Source organism: Blastopirellula sp. SH421, from assembly GCF_057808535.1.
The window spans coordinates 2,502,402-2,519,328 of record NZ_CM173712.1 but is presented as its reverse complement, the minus strand read 5'-3'; the positions used below and the strand labels follow the sequence as shown (position 1 = coordinate 2,519,328).

At 56.9% G+C, this 16,927-nt stretch carries 15 protein-coding genes and 1 pseudogene; 6 read left to right on the top strand and 10 right to left on the bottom strand.

From position 1 onward, the window contains the following. Positions 1 to 46: 46 nt before the first annotated feature. From SH421x_RS10440 to SH421x_RS10415, 6 genes are all read right to left on the bottom strand, one after another. The gene (locus SH421x_RS10440; protein WP_488855464.1) at positions 47 to 487 is read right to left on the bottom strand and encodes a hypothetical protein; all 441 of its coding nucleotides are present in this window, start codon (positions 485 to 487) and stop codon (positions 47 to 49) included. Between the two features lie 75 nt (positions 488 to 562). Continuing rightward, a complete protein-coding gene (locus tag SH421x_RS10435) occupies positions 563 to 1,456 on the bottom strand; it encodes a DUF1559 family PulG-like putative transporter (protein ID WP_488855463.1) in 894 nt (297 codons plus the stop codon). 169 nt (positions 1,457 to 1,625) lie between these two features. After that, entirely contained in the window at positions 1,626 to 2,126 is a 501-nt protein-coding gene (locus tag SH421x_RS10430) for a GNAT family N-acetyltransferase (RefSeq protein WP_488855461.1), read from the bottom strand. A gap of 3 nt (positions 2,127 to 2,129) precedes the next feature. Beyond that, a complete protein-coding gene (locus SH421x_RS10425) occupies positions 2,130 to 3,056 on the bottom strand; it encodes a DNA integrity scanning protein DisA nucleotide-binding domain protein (RefSeq protein WP_488855460.1) in 927 nt (308 codons plus the stop codon). 138 nt (positions 3,057 to 3,194) lie between these two features. Continuing rightward, on the bottom strand, positions 3,195 to 4,733 hold the full coding sequence (locus tag SH421x_RS10420) for a hypothetical protein (RefSeq protein WP_488855458.1): 1,539 nt from the start codon (positions 4,731 to 4,733) through the stop codon (positions 3,195 to 3,197). 248 nt (positions 4,734 to 4,981) lie between these two features. Continuing rightward, a complete protein-coding gene (locus SH421x_RS10415) occupies positions 4,982 to 5,671 on the bottom strand; it encodes a HEAT repeat domain-containing protein (RefSeq protein WP_488855456.1) in 690 nt (229 codons plus the stop codon). Positions 5,672 to 5,946: 275 nt separating this feature from the next. On the opposite strand from SH421x_RS10415, the gene SH421x_RS10410 reads away from it, so the two are divergent. From SH421x_RS10410 to SH421x_RS10385, 6 genes are all read left to right on the top strand, one after another. Then, a complete protein-coding gene (locus SH421x_RS10410; RefSeq protein WP_488855455.1) occupies positions 5,947 to 6,474 on the top strand; it encodes a hypothetical protein in 528 nt (175 codons plus the stop codon). A 57-nt stretch (positions 6,475 to 6,531) separates the two neighbouring features. Further along, positions 6,532 to 7,938, top strand: a complete 1,407-nt coding sequence (locus tag SH421x_RS10405) for an SPFH domain-containing protein (RefSeq protein WP_488855453.1) — start codon at positions 6,532 to 6,534, stop codon at positions 7,936 to 7,938. A 42-nt stretch (positions 7,939 to 7,980) separates the two neighbouring features. Continuing rightward, a complete protein-coding gene (locus SH421x_RS10400) occupies positions 7,981 to 9,549 on the top strand; it encodes an ABC transporter permease (RefSeq protein WP_488855452.1) in 1,569 nt (522 codons plus the stop codon). A gap of 63 nt (positions 9,550 to 9,612) precedes the next feature. Then, the gene (locus SH421x_RS10395) at positions 9,613 to 10,767 is read left to right on the top strand and encodes a DUF1570 domain-containing protein (protein ID WP_488855450.1); all 1,155 of its coding nucleotides are present in this window, start codon (positions 9,613 to 9,615) and stop codon (positions 10,765 to 10,767) included. A 186-nt stretch (positions 10,768 to 10,953) separates the two neighbouring features. Continuing rightward, positions 10,954 to 12,249 carry a Gfo/Idh/MocA family protein gene (locus SH421x_RS10390; protein ID WP_488855449.1) on the top strand — a complete coding sequence of 432 codons (1,296 nt, stop codon included), beginning with the start codon at positions 10,954 to 10,956 and terminating at the stop codon, positions 12,247 to 12,249. A 192-nt stretch (positions 12,250 to 12,441) separates the two neighbouring features. Then, positions 12,442 to 12,678: a hypothetical protein gene (locus tag SH421x_RS10385; RefSeq protein WP_488855448.1), complete on the top strand. Its 237-nt coding sequence runs from the start codon at positions 12,442 to 12,444 to the stop codon at positions 12,676 to 12,678. On the opposite strand, the gene SH421x_RS10380 is transcribed toward SH421x_RS10385, so the two are convergent. From SH421x_RS10380 to SH421x_RS10365, 4 genes and pseudogenes are all read right to left on the bottom strand, one after another. Beyond that, on the bottom strand, positions 12,675 to 13,838 hold the full coding sequence (locus tag SH421x_RS10380) for a C2 family cysteine protease (RefSeq protein ID WP_488855447.1): 1,164 nt from the start codon (positions 13,836 to 13,838) through the stop codon (positions 12,675 to 12,677). The genes SH421x_RS10385 and SH421x_RS10380 overlap by 4 nt on opposite strands. 480 nt (positions 13,839 to 14,318) lie before the next feature. Further along, positions 14,319 to 14,663 (bottom strand): annotated as a pseudogene (locus SH421x_RS10375) (SLOG cluster 4 domain-containing protein); the annotation flags it as partial. Positions 14,664 to 14,855: 192 nt separating this feature from the next. Next, positions 14,856 to 15,380 (bottom strand): SMI1/KNR4 family protein, encoded by a 525-nt coding sequence (locus SH421x_RS10370; RefSeq protein WP_488855446.1) that lies wholly within the window; start codon positions 15,378 to 15,380, stop codon positions 14,856 to 14,858. Between the two features lie 31 nt (positions 15,381 to 15,411). Continuing rightward, the gene (locus SH421x_RS10365) at positions 15,412 to 16,797 is read right to left on the bottom strand and encodes a DnaA ATPase domain-containing protein (RefSeq protein ID WP_488855445.1); all 1,386 of its coding nucleotides are present in this window, start codon (positions 16,795 to 16,797) and stop codon (positions 15,412 to 15,414) included. Positions 16,798 to 16,927: the final 130 nt, after the last annotated feature.

The window sequence follows — 16,927 nt, the reverse complement described above, 5'->3', positions numbered from 1 at the left end:
CCCACAGCAACGGGGAAAGGCTTTGACTGGTCTGTCAAAAAACGCTCTACCGACGACGCCCTTTGTGCTTGGCCGTGCCTGCCGGAATCTCGAAGTCATACGGCGTCGCGTCGTCTGTCAGATCGGCTTTGGTGTTGTACTCGTAAAACAGCATCGCTCGGGCTGGTTCTCCTTCCATTGGCTGTGGCTCTTCGATCCGTACGGTGTGTGGGCCTGGCTGAACGCCGCGGCCGGTGGCTTGGGTGCTGTAGCGACCTTCGCTGATCTTGGCGAAGCCTTGCGGCCCACCGTTGCCGTCCACCGCGTCAGGCTCGAAATAAATCATGCCTCCCGTGACGGGCTGGCCCTGGAAGGTGACGCTGCCGGTGATCTCAATCTGACCAGGGAGACCACTTTTTCTGCCGCAACCTGGGCTCAACGCAAGCAGCAAGAGAACAGGGAGGCATAGACAATATGCCCGAGGGCGAATCGCGGAGTGAGAGGACATGAGAAGGGCGGTTTCTTGACTGTATTGAAAGTGGGAGCGACGAACCAAAACAATCGCAGCAAGCAGGCAATTCGATTATTCGACAACGACTTCGCCGCCGTCACGACTTGCGGCCGCTTTGTAGGTAGCGATCGCCATATTTTCGCTATAGAACTTGACCGAACCATCGCATTGCACAAACAGGGCGCCGCCGGGATGGTTGCTGCCAAAGCTGATGCTCATCCATTGGCTGGTCGGAACATTGATGCCGACATCGATGTTCTTAAAACCGCCGGTAGCCGACTGCACCGCGCCGCCGTTGCCGCCGCGAAACCAAGGGCGATAGTGGGCTTCGACCCCTTTCCAAGAGATCTCGCCCACCATTAGCGTATTGGACGTTCCGTCCGTAATGTCTCGGAAACCGATGTGCCCCATCTTTTCGTACAAGCCCAGCACTCCCTGCAATGCATAGCCCCCGTAAAAGTCGGGCATGTCGGTCGGGTTCTCGTCATAGCGATAGGCGCCGCCGGTCGCAGCGTTGGTTCCCTTGGGGCCGGCCACGCCGTAGTAGTGAGTGGTCAGTACGCCGGGATTGGCATATTGGGCCGTTCGCTCGTCACTGCTGGGACAGAAGTAGGATTCGACTGGATTGGTTCCGGCCGCGTTATTTGCGCTCCAGCCTGTGGCGCTCATGTTGAATTTCTCGTAGAGAGATCCTTGCTCCAGAAACGGCAAGATCTTCACCATCCACGGCAGGCCGTTGCCGATGTGCATTGCGCCGGCAGGAAACTTGCCATAGGTGTCGTGATAGTTGTGCATCGCCAGGCCGATTTGCTTCTGCTGATTGCTGCACTGCATCCGCCGAGCCGCCTCGCGGGCTTGCTGGACCGCCGGCAACAACAGCGCGATCAACACACCAATAATCGCGATCACCACCAACAATTCGACCAAGGTGAAACCGAGCAGCTTGCGACGGGGGGAGCTGAGCATGAAGAAATCCAAAGCGGGTTGAGCGGTGGGAAATAGTGCAGAATCTCCCTAGTTTAATAGTTATTTCGGGGAGAGGCTAGGATTCTGGCTGAATTTGCAAAAAAAGATGCTATTCAACGAAGCAGAGATCTCTCCCTGCGAGAGCCTAATAGCGGCGGAGCATTATTCTTTAGAGCCGCTTTTTCCAAAACGACATCTCATCACTCGCCGGATCGCCCCCCACAAAACCGCAGCGCTGATAGAGCCGTCGCGCTGGGTTGTCGAAGCGGACTTCTAGGGTGAGATACGAGCAATCGTTGGCTTTGCCGACTTGCGACATCTCGTCCAGAAGTGCTTGACCAATGCCGCGGCCGCGGTGGTTGGGATCGACCGCCAGATCGTGGATGTTGATTACAGGACGAGCCGAGAAGGTGGAGAAGTTGTAGAACGCGTTGGCCAATCCGACAAACTGGCCATCCTCTTCGGCCAGCAGACCGACGAAGGTGGGGAAGTTTTTCAGCCGCTCGATCAGGTTCTGTTGAACCTCAGGCAGCAGCGGTTTGCCGCCCCCCATTACGTCGAGCGCGTATTGCTGAAGCAGACGCATCAGCGCGGCCGCATGTTTGTCATCATACAGATCGACAGCGATGACTCGGCCGGCGAAAGGGGCGGGGCGATCAGAAGCCGACATCGACTACTCTCCCGCGTTGTCGAAGTCGAGATCTTTCCACTTCATGGCGCGGCGGAACGGTTCGATGCGGAGCATCACTTCGCCGTTCTGAAAGACGCGGACGGTGCCGTTCGACTCGCTGACGACAATCGCGATCGACTTTGTCTTTTTGCTGATCGCGGCGCCGGCCCAATGTCGCGCGCCCAATCCCTTGGACAAGGTGACGCTGGCCGAAGAGACATCCACCAATCGGCAAGCCGCTTCGACCACGCCATCGGCGTTGATGATGAATGCTCCGTCCAATTGGGCGATCTCTTTGATCCCTTCACGGACGCGGCCGTCAAAAATGCTGCGCTCTTTGCGGTTGTAGCCCTTGATCGGGTCAAAACCGCTCGCGACGCTGTGATGCAGCACTTTGCGATGATCGCCAACCACAAACATGGTGCCCACCGGCTTGCCTTCGCGCCCTTCACGGCCGATGTCGACCGCCAAGTCGATTACATGCTTGAGAGTTTCCAGCGGGACGCTGGTCTCTAAGCGGCGAAGATCACGCGAGGTGAGTCGCCCGAGATGCTCGGACAAGCGAACCAGACTGATGGTGTCCAATCGCGATTCGTCGAACCCGCTGTACAGCGCGACGACCGAAGCGCCGGTGGCGATAATGTCGTCTGCGACCGATTCGACCAACGCGTGAGTCAGCTTTTCGAGAATGGGACTTTCGTCCAATTCGACAACGATCGGCAACAGGCCAGCTTCTTTAGCGCCTTCGAGCGATTCTTCGTCATCGGCGGCGACAATGGTTTTGGTTTCGCCGGCCCCGGCTTTGATTTGATCCCATTCGCAGATCCCCTCGACGAAGATCAGCAATGCGTCGGCTTCGGCCTGCTTGACCAGCGCAGTACCGATTCGGAGAAACTCTGCAAATTGCTTGGTGAATTTTTGTAGCTTCATCCGTGGCGGTCAGTCCGGCAAAATACCGAGTCAGAAGTGCGCAGTCCCAGGGCCAAGAGCGATCGTGAACGCATCCTAGAAAAGATCGCAGACCGAGGCAACTATGCCGACCGCCGGAAATCGTGATCTGAGCCGCAATTATGGCAATTTTGTCAAGACGTCGGCACTGCGATGCCCTGGAGGCGTATCAAAGACCCGTTGGTCGTAGATCGCCAGCGCGTGCAGTCCGTGTCCTAGCGGCCCAATGCTCCAGTCCATGCGGGGATTTTGCTCTAGGATCGTGGCCAGATAATCGATCGCTTTGACCATCTTGGGTGAGTTCAATTGCTCGTCAGTCAACGAGTAGGCGAGCCATTCAGCGATGTGACCGGTCGTCTGTAGCCGGCGCTGCAAATCAGGTTTTGCGTCACGGCCTTCAAACCATTCGGTGCTGAAGCTGCCGTCAGGATTTTGCAGCCGGAAGGTATAGGCGTAGTAATCATCCAGAAAAGTCTGAGCACGTCCCCAGTGCCCTGACATCGGCTCACCAGAGAGCTCTCGCTTGTGGACCGCGTACGACAGCCCCATCAGACGATGCGTTCCGCCGCAAGCAGCGCCGATCACCGGCTGACGCAATTCTTCATCAATCAGCCGCTCAATGTTCCAGCTTTGGCCATCGTCACTTTTCCACTCGGCGTCGACCGGCAGATAGTAGGCCAAAGAGATCAACTTGAAGGTCAATTCACTCGCCGGACGGCAGGTGTCTTGCTCAAACTTAATCAAGTCCGACAGCTGGAAAGTGTCATTCCCAACCCGAATTTCATAGGATGGTGGAACATAACTTTGGGCGAGCATCGCCAGAAATTGGCCATGGTGCCCTTGCACGCCAGGCCCTTGGCGAGCTCCCAAACGACCATTCTCGACATAAAACAGGTTGTAGCCTTTGCATTTGCCATTCCAGCAGAGCCAGCCGATCGCATTGATCGAGCGGTTCTCACGTCCGCCGGTGCGGACATTCGCGTCAACGCCGTAGGGGAGCATCGCATGCATTGTCGCCCAGGCGTTTTCTTTGGCGACGTCAATCGGCTGCCGGTAGTAGTAGTCCAGGACGCGGCGAATTTTGCTTCGCAGCCGGACCTGATCAGCAGTCAGCTCTTTTTTTAGAGGCGCTGCCGGCTTTTTCTCGACTGGCGCGGCGTCTTGGGCAGGGACCAATTTTTTGGGGGTAGATTCCGACTCGGACGGCGATTCCAGCTTCATTTCGGTCGCCGGCATTTCGAGCTCGATTTTCATCGGCTCAGGCGAGGTTTCGAGCGGCTTGGGTTCGCTTTTCATCGCTGACGCAACGCCAGAGCCGATCTCACCAGATTGCGAGTTCATCGGCAACAGCTTCAGCATCGGCTCTTGGTCTTCTTTCGCTTCGGCCGCTGCACGCTGTTCTTCTGCAGTGAGCGGAGCAATCGGGGCCGGCGCGTCATTGGGGGGAGCAGCGGCTTGAGGCTCCTCTTTTTCTGCTTCAAATCGCAATGCGATTCTTAGCACCGGAGCTTCTAGTTGCAGCGTAGGCGTTACAACCGGCGACGCAGACTCAGCAAAGTTGGCTGGCGATTGTAGCTGCACGCCATCGGCCGCCAAGCAGGAAGCAGAAAAGCCCAAAATGGCCAAAGTTGTCAATACCGTCAAATATAATCGCATCATCCGTGCCCTGAATATCAATCGCTAGTTAACCGCTCGGGCAAACTAAACTTTGCTGCAATCGCCTTATTGCCAGCGTGGCATACTCAGTTTTCGGACGCAACGGCAAATTGAAACCAGATCGATTGGTGACGCGTCCTTGCTTTTCGCATACGAGGGGAGTCTCGTCTGTAGAAACGACACATCCCTAGCTTCCCGGTAGGTTGCCGCAGCCCGAACAAGTGTCGGAATCGGCAGCACACGAAGCAAAATTACCGCATAAAAGAAGGAACCCAACTCATCATACTAGCGCCCTCTGGGGGAGCGGGAGACTCTCCCATCGCATAAGCCTCCCATTTTGACGTGTCACCGCCGTAGTCCACTTGGCTATGCTTTTTCAGAGACTGGATCGCGACGTAACGCAGCGCTGGATCACGATCTTGGACCGCCGGGATCAACGCTTTGCGAGCCTCTGGCGTATCAAACTGTTGCAGCGCCTTGGTGGCGGCAAGCCGAACATCCAGCTCTCGATCACGGACGATCAAGTCTCCCAGCTCTTCCACCGCTTTGGGGTCTTGGCCGACCACTAAGGTTTCGATCGCCATGACGCGGACCCGCGGTTCTGAATCGTACAGCCCGCTGCGCAAGCCTTCGTAAGCGACGGGGCTTTGCAACTGGGCCAAGACTTTTAAGACTTCAATCCGCAGCAGCGGGTCTTGCTCGTCTTTGAGCTGTTGCGTCAGTTTATTGGCCGTCAATTGCTTTTCGGACTCGCTCATCTCTTGAGAGTAGCGGCCTAAACGGCGAATTTCGTCGCGACGCTGCACCGGGTTGGGACCATATTTCGCCAGATCAGCAGGGTCATCTTTGATTCCCCAGCCGAAAGGGCTGCGAATGGCGCCATTTTGGGTACAACCGAGCGCGATTATTAAGAAACAGAGTGCAAGACTGGCCGACTTCATCGTTGCCCTTCGAAGGATTTTCAAGCAATTTCAGGTCGCAAGGACGCGGGACGATAGCAAAAAGAGCAAGCGTCGCCTAGACGAATCCAGCTCCCCCTGCAAAGAACGAAAAGCGGGGCAAAATTGTTCGTCAGGACGCTTCGCATCCCGCAACAAAACGTGGTAGGCTTTCCACTTACGGCTCAAAACAGGCCAAGCAGGACAATATTTCTGCTGCGGCGACGAATACCATACGACATTACCCCTTTATTCGCTCATCTGCCGGAAGGGTTCCTTTGGTCGATCCCAAACAACATGCCAGCAACCGTGGCGCGATCGAAACGATCTTGCGCTATATTCCCGGTTTTAGCGGTTACCTAGAGAAAGAGTATCGGCGCGACGCCGACGCGCTCACCCGAAAATGGCTTGCCGATCGCTTGGATCGTGCGAAATCCCCGCTCGATACGTATGGCCGCATGCTTGTCGATCTAGGCCAGATTGACCAGCTTCCCATGATTGACCGACTTCGCGCCAAATTGGACACGACCATCGGACGCTTGCGAGGCGCGATGCCGGGCTACAGCGGCTTTTTTGATTTTGTGCAGATCGGCGAAGATCAATTGGATGATCTCTACGACTTTGACGGGGGACTGATCTCGGACGTCGACGCCGTCGCAGGTTCGATCGAAAAATTGCCGGCCGCAAGTGATCCGCCGGCAGTCACGATTCCGCCGCTGATCGCTGCAGTCGAAGCGATGCTAGCGAAACTGGACGAACGCGAAAACATGCTGAAGGGGATCGGATCAGATCCGCCGGCCCAATAGCGGAAGCACGGCGCCGAGAACTTCGACAGAACAAGCACCACTGAGGGGGAAACGTAAATGGGTATCCGACTAGAAGTCATTCAATATTTTGACGAGACGAATCGCTCGCTGGTCCATCGCGAACCGCCCAGCGGTTCGGCCGACATCAAATACGGCGCTCAGCTGATCGTCCAGCAAAATCAGGAAGCGATCTTCTTCCGCGACGGCAAAGCGATGGACAGCTTTGATCCGGGTCGCTACACGCTGACGACGCAGAACCTGCCGCTGATCACCAGCATTCTCACCATTCCGTGGGAGAAATCGCCGTTTCAGTGCCAGGTTTACTTCTTTGGCAAACAAACCTTCCTCGATCAAAAATGGGGAACGCGCCAGCCGATCACCGTGCGTGACGCCGACTTTGGCATGGTCCGCTTGCGCAGCTTTGGCAAGTTCTCGTACCGGATCAAAGACGCCGCGCTGCTGCTAAACACGCTGGTCGGCACGCAAGGCAAATATACGACCGACGATGTGACCTCGTTTTTGAAAGATGTCATCGTCTCGCGTCTGACCGATCTGCTTGGTACGGCCAAGGTCAGCATGCTTGACCTGCCGGCCAAGTTTGACGAGATCGCTGCTGGGACGCGCATCAAAGTTGCCGAAGACTTCGCCAAGTATGGGCTAGAGCTGGCCGACTTCTTCATCAACGCGATCACGCCGCCTGAAGAAGTGCAAAAAGCGATCGACGCTCGCAGCAGTATGGGCGCGATCGGCGACTTGCGCGCTTTTACCATGTACCAGGCCGCCAACAGCATGTCAAAAATGGCGGAGCAGGGGGGTGGAACCGGCAACAACGCGATGGGGATGGGCATGGGCGCCGGCTTCGGCATGATGATGCCCGGCATGATCCAGCAAGCGATGCATGGTCAAGCAGCGCCGCCGAGCGCGCCGCCATCTGGTCCTGCGACCAGCGCTATGTCATCACCACAAAACGCTTCGATGATGGCGGCTTCCGGCGCTGGCGCGGCGCTGGGGGGCGCGTTATCCTTTGACGATCTTGCTCCGGCTGCCGCAGCCCACCAGGTCGACCCGCAGCAGTTGGTCAAAGCGGTCGCGCAGTCCAATTCGTGGAGCATGGCCGAGGATGGCGAAGCTTATGTCGTCACCGTACCGATCGGCAGTCTGCGAAAACAGAACGTCCATATTTCGTTCGACCGCAAAGATGACGACGGGCAAAGCCTGATCACATTCCAGTCCTATTGCGGCCCGGCGACCGAACGCAATGCGGTTGCGCTGCTGCGGTACAACACGAAGATGATCCATGGCGCGTTCGCTTTTGTGACGACTCCAGCCGGCGAGATGATCACCGTCCAAGCCAACGAGCTGGCCGATACGGCAGATGTGTTTGGGTTGACGCGCGTCGTCACCGCGATCGCTTGGCAAGCGGACAAAGTCGAAGAAAAGCTGCTCGGCACCGACGAAAACTAACGCGTTCCGCCCTTTGCTTTTGGCCGTCGCGTGAAGTTCCGTTTGTTCGCTTTCATCTTGTTGATTCTCGCCGCCGCTGGCCTGCTTGCGGTCAGCGGCGATGCATTGACGCTGCGTCTGGTTGGCGCTTCGGCGTTGTTGGCGATTGGCGCCGCGGCGATCGCGTTGCCGATCGGATCGCTGTTGGCGATCGCACTGGCGCGATTGGCGTTGCCAGGTCGGTGGATCGCTCAAGGGCTGCTGACCTTGTTGCTGTTTCAACCGCTCTATCTCACTTGCGGCGCGTGGCGCGCCGCTTTCGGCCCACAGGGTTGGTTACAGGATCAAATCGGGTCGGCCGCTAATCCTTGGTTGTTGGATGGCTGGCTCGGCGCGATCGTCCTGCATGGCGTTGCGGCGATCCCGTGGACCTTTTTCTTTGTCCGTTTGCAATTGGCGGCCAGTGCGCCGGAGCTGGAAGAAGACGCGCTGCTGGATAGTTCGACCAGTTCAACCCTGCTGAACGTGACCCTCCGCCGCGCTGCTCCCGGCGTCTTCATGGCGGCCCTGTGGATCGGCGTCGTCGCCTTTGGCGAGATGACCGTTACCAGCATCTGCAACGTGCGCACTTACGCCGAAGTCCTCTTCACTGGAATCACGCTGGGAGAAGCAGTCGACCAAACGTCGTTGCCAATCTGGCCGGCGGTATTGATCACGCTGCTGATGACGCTGGTTGCGACTTCGCTTGCCGCGCAGTTGACGCCGGCCAGCACCAGCAGCTTACCGACGCGTCCCCCCAGCTTTCCGCTGCGACCTGGTTCCAAGTTAGTTATCACCGTCGTCGTATGGCTGACAGTGACTATCTTGTTTGGCTTACCGATCGGCGCGCTTGCGTACAAGTCAGGCCTGATTGTCCATGTCGCCGCTGGCCAAGTCGATCGCAGTTGGTCGGTTTCAAAAGTTGCAGAGTTGCTGCTCACTTCGGCCGACAAATACGCCGGGCTGTTACAATGGACGTTCGCGCTCGGCAGCGTTAGCGCGTTGGTGACATTGCTGCTGAGCGTCAGCATTGCTTGGTTTGCGTCGACTCGCCGATATGGACAAGGCGTGATCGCAACGCTGGCCGGCGTTTTATTTGGCATTCCTGGCCCGATTATCGCGTTGTCGCTGATCTGGTTGTTGAATCGCCGCGGATCTCCGCTGCTGATTTATTTTTACGACCGTACGATTCTTGCGCCGGCGATCGCACTGGTAATGATCAGCTTGCCGATCTGCTTGTTGCTGCTCTGGCACAGCTTTCGCGCCGACGCCGGCGACCTGGACGAAGCAGCCCAGCTCGAAGGTTTCGGCCCGTGGAGAAGACTTTGGCGCGTCGGCGTGATGCGTCGTCCGGCGGTACTGGCCGCTACCTTTTTGTTGGCGTTTGCGCTGGCGACAAGTGACGTTACCGCTTCGTACCTAGTCACCCCGCCAGGCGTGGATACACTCTCGCGGACGATCTTCGAGATGCTGCATTACGGCGCCGAAGACAATGTCGCCAGCTTGTGCCTGATCAACTTGGCTCTCTCGGCGACGTTGGCAATGATAACGATTATGCTGCTCAGACCAGCATTTCGTGCTGCTCAGTCTTGATCCGCCGACGGTTATCGCCCCCCAAAATGATCCTTTTACAGCGATCGTGCGTATACTAAAAGGATGAAAATCGCTCGCCAACTATCGCCGGGACTCACCGCAGTCGCTCTTGTTTTTGCCATCAGCGCCGCTGCGTTGGCGGACGATGCGCTGACGTTTCGTCACAACGATGCCGAAGTAACCAAGTCAGGCCGCGTGATCGCCCAAGCCGACAGCGGTGTGATCCTAGAAACGCCCGACGGCATGATGTGGCCTATCCTAGCCGACGATCTGATCGCGACCCAACAGCAGCCAGGCGAGTTCGCACTGCTCGACAAGCAAGCGCTGACCGAGAAACTGCTGTCCGAGTTGCCGCCAGGTTTTGAGGTGCACGAGACCGCCCATTATTTGATTTGCTACAACACGTCCAAAGCGTACGCCTACTGGTGCGGCTCGCTGTACGAACGGCTCTATCGCGGCTTCATTAACTATTGGAAGCAGCGCGGGGTCAGCCTGGTCGAACCAACTCAACCGCTGGTCGCGGTCATCTTTGACAACAAGCAAAACTACGCCGCCTATGGCAAATCTGAGTTGGGAGACGCAGCCGGTTCAATCATCGGCTACTACAGCATGCACACCAATCGCGTCGCGATGTACGACCTGACCGGGGCAGACGCGGTTCGCTCGGTCGGATCGAGCCAACGCGATATCTCGCGGATCAACAACATCTTGGCCCGTCCCGAAGCGACCTGGCTGGTCGCAACCATCGTTCATGAAGCGACCCACCAGCTTGCCTACAACTGCGGGCTGCAGATCCGTTTGGCCGACAATCCGTTGTGGGTCAGCGAAGGGCTGGCGATCTATTTTGAAATGCCTGACCTCTCCAGCTCACGGGGGTGGCGCGGAATCGGCGAAGTGAATCGAATTCGTCTGCCGCAAGCAAAACGCCTGGCCCAGAGCGCCGATGGCCAACTCATCGCTCAATTGTTGGTCGACGATGATCAATTTCGCAAAGCCGAGACAGCGCTTGACGCCTACGCACTAAGTTGGGCGCTGAACTACTACTTGTTAAAGAAGTACCCCGACGCCTACGTCAATTATCTCAAGCACCTCTCGAAGCGTCGCCCTTTGTACGATCCCCCCCGCGAACAACGCCTGACCGAGTTCCAGCAATTTGTCGCAAGCGACCTGGCCGCGATGGAAGCGGATTTTCGTAAATTTATCGCTGGTTTGCGCTAGGAACGGTAGTTTGTGCGCTGGAGGGAAAGAAACGCGGAAAAACGAACGCCTCCCCCCCAAAATCGAATAGCGATTTCCGGCGCATCGATCTAGAATCGAACACTTACCCACACTCCCATCTCCGAAACGAATTCCGCGATCTCATCCCCAACGAGACGCAGTAGCCTGCCTAAGGAGCTTCTTCTGATGCCTAATGAAAACAGCACTCCCAACTCCGATTCGCGTCGCGAGTTTCTCCGCAAATCGGCCGTGATCGGCGGGGCCGCCGCGGTCGGCAGCTTGAGCCTGGCTCGTAGCGTCCACGCCGCCGGCGATGACACGATCAAAGTCGCGCTAATCGGCTGCGGCGGTCGAGGTAGCGGAGCGGCCAAGAACGCGACAATGGGCGACCCCAATCTAAAGGTCACCGTGCTGTGCGATATCTTCCCAGACGTCCTGGCACAAGCGCGTGAACGACTAAGCCGCGCCCTGGGCGATCGCTTGGAAGTATCTGATGAAACCTGCTTCTCTGGCTTTGACGGTTACAAGCAGGTCATGGAAACAGACGTCGACGTGGTGTTGCTGGCCACGCCGCCTCACTTCCGTCCGGCCCAACTGCGGGCCGCAATCGAAGCCGGCAAGCATGTCTTTTGCGAAAAGCCGGTCGCCGTCGACGGCCCGGGTTGTCGCCACGTGTTTGAGACGGTCGAAATGGCCCGTCAGAAAAACCTGAGCATCGTTAGCGGTCTTTGCTGGCGTTACGCTCCGATGGTTCAAGAGACCATCGCCAAGATCAAGGATGGCGCAATCGGCGATATCATCTCGATTCACGAGACCTATCTGACCGGCACCCTTTGGTATCGCCAGCCGACCTCGGATTGGAGCGAGATGGAAAACCAGGTCCGTAACTGGACCTACTACACCTGGCTCGCCGGTGACATCATCGCCGAACAGCACATCCATAGCCTCGACAAGGCGCTTTGGTTAAACGATGACGCGGCGCCGCTCGCCTGCGAAGCGATTGGCGGTCGCCAGGTTCGTACCGAAGCCAAGTGGGGCAATATTTATGACAACTTTGGGGTCACCTATCAGTTCCCCAACGATGTCAAGACTTACTCCTTCTGTCGTCAAATGGCCGGTTGCTACAACGACGTTAACGACTACGTCTACGGCACCAAAGGGAAAGCGGAAATCCTCAGCGGAACCGTCACGCCGAACGAAGGGGAAGCCTGGAAGTACAGCGGAGCCGGCGGCAACATGTACGACCTCGAGCACAAAGCGCTGTACGACGGGATGCGTTCTGGCAACATCATCAACAACGGCGTCTATATGACCCGCAGCACGTTGATGGCCATCATGGGCCGTATGGCGGCTTACACCGGTCAGAAGATCACCTGGGACATGGCCCTCAACTCGCAAGAAGACCTCAGCCCCAAAGCGTACGAATGGACCGACGTCGCGATTCCGGAAGTCGCCATGCCGGGCAAGACGAAATTCGTCTAATTGCCATTTCACAAAATCGAAACGAAACAGAAAGCGGGCCTCTTGGCCCGCTTTTTTGTGCGCATCCCTCTAATTGCTAGGGAAAACAACAATTTGTGGTTACTCTGCATTATTCGAGGCCGCCAACCGGGGGATTCGAAATCTAGACTAGAGAAGATGCCTTCAACCGCCCTGGTGAACAGAGAGATCGTTATGGCGCAAATCAATCACAAAGTAACGCTCGTTGTTGAACGTAAAGCAGACGACTGCATCCAAGTGGCCCGCAAAAACGGCGTAAGCCGCGTCCGCCTTTGGAAGAAGGTCCGTCCCGGCGATCACTACAAAGTCGAACTGCTCAACCAGACCGACGTCCGCTTTCTGAGCTTTGAAGAGATCAATGAGATGCAGGAAGGGGAGAACGTGCTGGAGTTTGCAGAGCGGAGTTTCTAGTTAGGCTCAACCGGCTCATCCGTTTCAATACTGAACGAGCCAAACCACATCACCGCTTCTTTGAGCGGGACGCGGAACTTGCCGTTGACGGTGGTATAGCCATACTGCAAGCCATCGGGGCCTTTGGGCTTTCGCTCGTTACCGAACGGATTCCAAAACAGGACGGTATCGGTCGCTTCGTCGTACTCCAACACGCCGTACGAGTGCAAGTAAACGATGCCCGGCACGATGGTTTGCGTTCCCTTGGGTCCGCACCCGCCGACGACCATCCGTCCCTCGGCAAAGGCCTGCTTTAGCGCGCTGCGAAGCGGATCGAGATCGGCGGCGCTGGCGGCTTGTTCGTCAAGCGGCTCACGATAGGGCGTGCATTTGTGACGCCGCACAATGTGACCGGTCACAATCTCGACCGGCGTTTTTGGTGCGCCGCCGGATGCGATCGTATTGAGCGGGGTCAGATGCTTGTCGGAAGTCGATCGCTGCAACAGAACCGTCCCGATCGCTTTCTCGTACATGTTGGCCCAGACGCCTGAATTGTGCGACGACGCACCCAGCGCGATCTCACCGTCCGTCGGCAAATCAACGGTTAACGTGGTTCCACAGCCTAGCGAAATCAAGACGCGACCATCTGCGGTCGGCTGCATCATCTGCTTCAAACGTTCTGGCTGACGATGCGCGAACGTGCCGAGTCCCGCCAACAGAAAACAATCGCCGATCTTGCCTTGCTGAATCGTTTCGACCCGCGGAGAGACGTCGACAAACATCCGCTTGTCAGCCGTTTCGATGCGTTTCAGAGCCCACTCATACATCGAATCAAACTTCGGCTGAGGCGCCTGCTTGGTCGACTTGGATTGCATTCGCAGCGCCAGATCTGCTAGCGATAACGGCATGATTTCTTTTTGTGACCGCGAAGCACGACGGAGCGAGACAACAGCGGCGGCCGCTTTGCCGGCGACCAGGGGATCATGGACTGCCAATTCGATTTCACTGGCAGCCAGATCGCCGCTTTGATCGGTGTCCCACGCCGCAAAGTTCGACTTCACCTGATCAAAAAACGGGGTCGAATAACGCTCCACCGCTTCAACGGGCGTCGCTTCCTCTCCCCAAGCCAGCGAGCCGAACAACAACGTCGTCAACAAGAATACAAACTGACAATAACGCATGAGATTCGTTCCAATCAGGCCAGGGAAGGGCAATGTCGTAGAGACAGCCGGCGGCGACTGGCGCAATTATGAACGTTCGCAAGGCGGACTGAAGCAGCGAAGCGGCGCAAGGGAATGATTTTGCGCAGATGGATCAGTTGGCTGCGAAAAAGGTGGGGCGCCCGGCGGTAACGGGGTGCCCCCAGCCCAGGTCTTCGCCGTGAGCCTCGTTTCGCGACGCCAATTTGCGGCCGCGGTTCTGCTGCTTCGCCAGAATTAAAAATCAGGCGCCAAGATTTCATCCGGCGGCACTACTTTTTTCAGCCGGCAGCTTGATGGTAGCGGCTTGGGTTCCAAACTAGCGATCCATTCGGCGACTTCTTCGACCGTCGCAACCGTTTTCACTTCGGAGGGCAGGCCGGGGATTTTGAAGCGGCCTCCCAGCAGGGCGATCACCGGGCGACCATAGCGCAAGGCTAGGCAGACTTCGGCGGCGGTTCCTTTGGTTCCGGGAAGCGCAACGACGATGTCCGAGCTGAGGATATTGATATGGTTGCGGCTGCCGACTTGCATTCCTTCGTAGCCGGTCTGATGCAAGTGCGTGTAGATCGGGATTTCGACAAATTCGTTGGGGTAGTGGAGCCGGCGCGAGTAGGATCCGCCTGATGCGTCGCCGGGAATGATGCCGATCACGCGACCAGGGCGGTCTGCGACGTGATAGAACGACTCGCTGACCGCTTTCATCTCTCCGCCGCCGCCGCCGGTCAGCAGGTTGTACCCTGCTTCGGCAATCCAAGCACCCAGCTCTGCGGCCAGATTACCGTGCACTTTTTTCCCTGATCCCATCACGCCGATGACCGGGATACGACTTTGTCCTTCGCTGCTACTCATACGCTAAATGCTTTCTAGGCGGAGGGGTTTCCTCGGCCGGACCTCAATGTCACTCTGCAACGCTAGAGCTCAAAGATAGCAGCAGTCGGCTTCTATTTCTGCGGGTCTACACAGAAATTCACACAGGGGAGCGAGCGTCCATTTCGGCTAGGCGGGCTGCGAACTACGCGTGTACCGCAGTTGCTCCCGCTCGAACTCGTTTCCCCCCAGCATGTGCGTGTAGGCGTTGCTCATAAAACGGACGAGAAACGAGGTGAACGGTTCAAGGACGATCGCCAACGGATCATCCTCATGCCCATGATAAAGCTGGACAATTCCCCACTGATCTGGTTCGCCCTCGGTCCACCAGCAATAGAGATGGCCGTGAACATCACTGCCCCAGGGAAACAAACCAGGGCATTCAGGATGCAGGATATATTCGTGGTCGTGTGCGGCTTGCAGCTCGGCGTAACGGGCCAAATCGCCGCGGATCATTTCGCGACCGCTGGGGGTCAGCAGATTGGCGATCACCAGCCCCGGCTGAAACTCGCCAGAGCCATAGGTCTCGATAAATTGTTTGTAGTCGCTCGGCAGCGTTAGACCAAACTCTTGTTCTGCGATGGCCCAATCGCCGGTGGTGTCAACCGGCCGCGCGGGAGGCGGGATGAAGTTGAGAAGTTCTTCTAGGGCCATGACCGCGTCTCCACTTGAGAAAGAGGAACCACTAGCCCAGTTTTAACTCCGACTCGCAGCGGCGGATAGCATCAGTAACATGAATCCCCGAATCGCAAAGCTGCAGGCTTTTTGATTCTTTGATCCACTCGTTCACTTTTTTCTCGGCCGAGATCACCGTGCTGTGACTCTTCCGATGAAAGAACTGACAGATGTCCGACAACGCAGCCTTCGTATATTTTCGGGCTAACCACATCGCCAACATCCGAGGATGGCTCGCTTTACGCGATTTGCTGGCGCTACGCAGCATTTTAGCGTCGATCCCGAACGACTTGCAAACCACTTCTTCGATATCGGCCAAACGAACGATCGGCGTGCAAGCACGCACCATGTCGGCCAACGCATTCTCGGCCATTGGTACGTCTACATCCCGTCCCAAGGACATCGATGTCGCCCATAGCCGGTTCATCGCGCCAGACATCATCCGGGCATCGCCGGGTAAATGATCGGCCAACCAATCCAGCAACCCGCGCGAAGCGTTCATATCGCGTGAGGCGCACAGTTTCTCGGCCATTTGCCGCCGCGTGTCTCGATCGATCTCTTGGACTTCACAGACCAAGCCGCCAGAAAAGCGGGCGATCAGTTCTGGGCCGAGGGCCGAAAGTTCGGTCGGACGTTTGTCGGCGGCCAAGACGATTTGCCCACCACGGCGGGTGATCGAATCCAGCGTATGCAGCAGTTCAGTTCGCGTGGCCCGCTTGCCGGCGAAGAACTGAACGTCATCAATGATCAACAGGTCCGCGTCGCGGTACTTGCGACGAAAGTTGGCCACGCCGGTGCCGTTGAGCGCGTCGAGAAAGTAGGTCGTAAATTGTTCGGCCGAGAGATAGACGACGCGTTCAAACTTTTTACTGCGCCGTGCTTCGCCATAGATTCCTTCTAACAGGTGCGTCTTGCCCGAGCCTTGTGGTCCGCAGATAAACAGAGGATTGATCTCGCCAGGGCGATTCATGATCATCGACGCGGCGGTTGACGCAAACTTGTTGCACTCGCCGACAATCAGTTCTTCCAGCGATGAGAACTTGCGGCGACGGCTCAGCTCTTGGCGAGCTTCGACCTTATCGACTGGTGCGACCCCTTCGGCTGACGGCGAAACCTCTTTTTTTCCGACCGCGTGACCAGACGTGTCCGCGGCGACGCGATATTGAATGACAGTGGAGCCAGACATCGTTTCGGCCACAGCAGCGTCAATCTGATCACGAAAATTACGACGGAGAAAATCAATCGTAAATTGGCTAGCCGCTTCAATATAAAGCTGGTCGCGATCCAATCGGAGCTTCGCGCTCGAATTGAACCAAAGGTCGAACCGTTCCTGTCCGATGCGCTCGACTAGCGAGATGCGCAAAGCGGAGAGGGTATCGAGATCGATGTCTTCCATGACCACAGGCTGACTCTTTCAGCAGGCTACAAGTGCAAACCAAAGTAGTTTGCACGACGGGGACTCCACGACCACTGGTCGGAACTCTTAACATTGACTGGAGCACGATTTTAAAGCTGCTAGCACCCCT

What these genes read in the sequence shown, in the direction of transcription:
- SH421x_RS10405 (WP_488855453.1), top strand. Translation starts at nt 6,532, where the DNA reads ATGGGTATCCGACTAGAAGTCATTCAATATTTTGACGAGACGAATCGC.
- SH421x_RS10430 (WP_488855461.1), bottom strand. Translation starts at nt 2,126, where the DNA reads ATGTCGGCTTCTGATCGCCCCGCCCCTTTCGCCGGCCGAGTCATCGCT.
- SH421x_RS10425 (WP_488855460.1), bottom strand. Translation starts at nt 3,056, where the DNA reads ATGAAGCTACAAAAATTCACCAAGCAATTTGCAGAGTTTCTCCGAATC.
- SH421x_RS10420 (WP_488855458.1), bottom strand. Translation starts at nt 4,733, where the DNA reads ATGATGCGATTATATTTGACGGTATTGACAACTTTGGCCATTTTGGGC.
- SH421x_RS10380 (WP_488855447.1), bottom strand. Translation starts at nt 13,838, where the DNA reads ATGCGTTATTGTCAGTTTGTATTCTTGTTGACGACGTTGTTGTTCGGC.
- SH421x_RS10390 (WP_488855449.1), top strand. Translation starts at nt 10,954, where the DNA reads ATGCCTAATGAAAACAGCACTCCCAACTCCGATTCGCGTCGCGAGTTT.
- SH421x_RS10385 (WP_488855448.1), top strand. Translation starts at nt 12,442, where the DNA reads ATGGCGCAAATCAATCACAAAGTAACGCTCGTTGTTGAACGTAAAGCA.
- SH421x_RS10395 (WP_488855450.1), top strand. Translation starts at nt 9,613, where the DNA reads ATGAAAATCGCTCGCCAACTATCGCCGGGACTCACCGCAGTCGCTCTT.
- SH421x_RS10365 (WP_488855445.1), bottom strand. Translation starts at nt 16,797, where the DNA reads ATGGAAGACATCGATCTCGATACCCTCTCCGCTTTGCGCATCTCGCTA.
- SH421x_RS10415 (WP_488855456.1), bottom strand. Translation starts at nt 5,671, where the DNA reads ATGAAGTCGGCCAGTCTTGCACTCTGTTTCTTAATAATCGCGCTCGGT.
- SH421x_RS10370 (WP_488855446.1), bottom strand. Translation starts at nt 15,380, where the DNA reads ATGGCCCTAGAAGAACTTCTCAACTTCATCCCGCCTCCCGCGCGGCCG.
- SH421x_RS10440 (WP_488855464.1), bottom strand. Translation starts at nt 487, where the DNA reads ATGTCCTCTCACTCCGCGATTCGCCCTCGGGCATATTGTCTATGCCTC.
- SH421x_RS10435 (WP_488855463.1), bottom strand. Translation starts at nt 1,456, where the DNA reads ATGCTCAGCTCCCCCCGTCGCAAGCTGCTCGGTTTCACCTTGGTCGAA.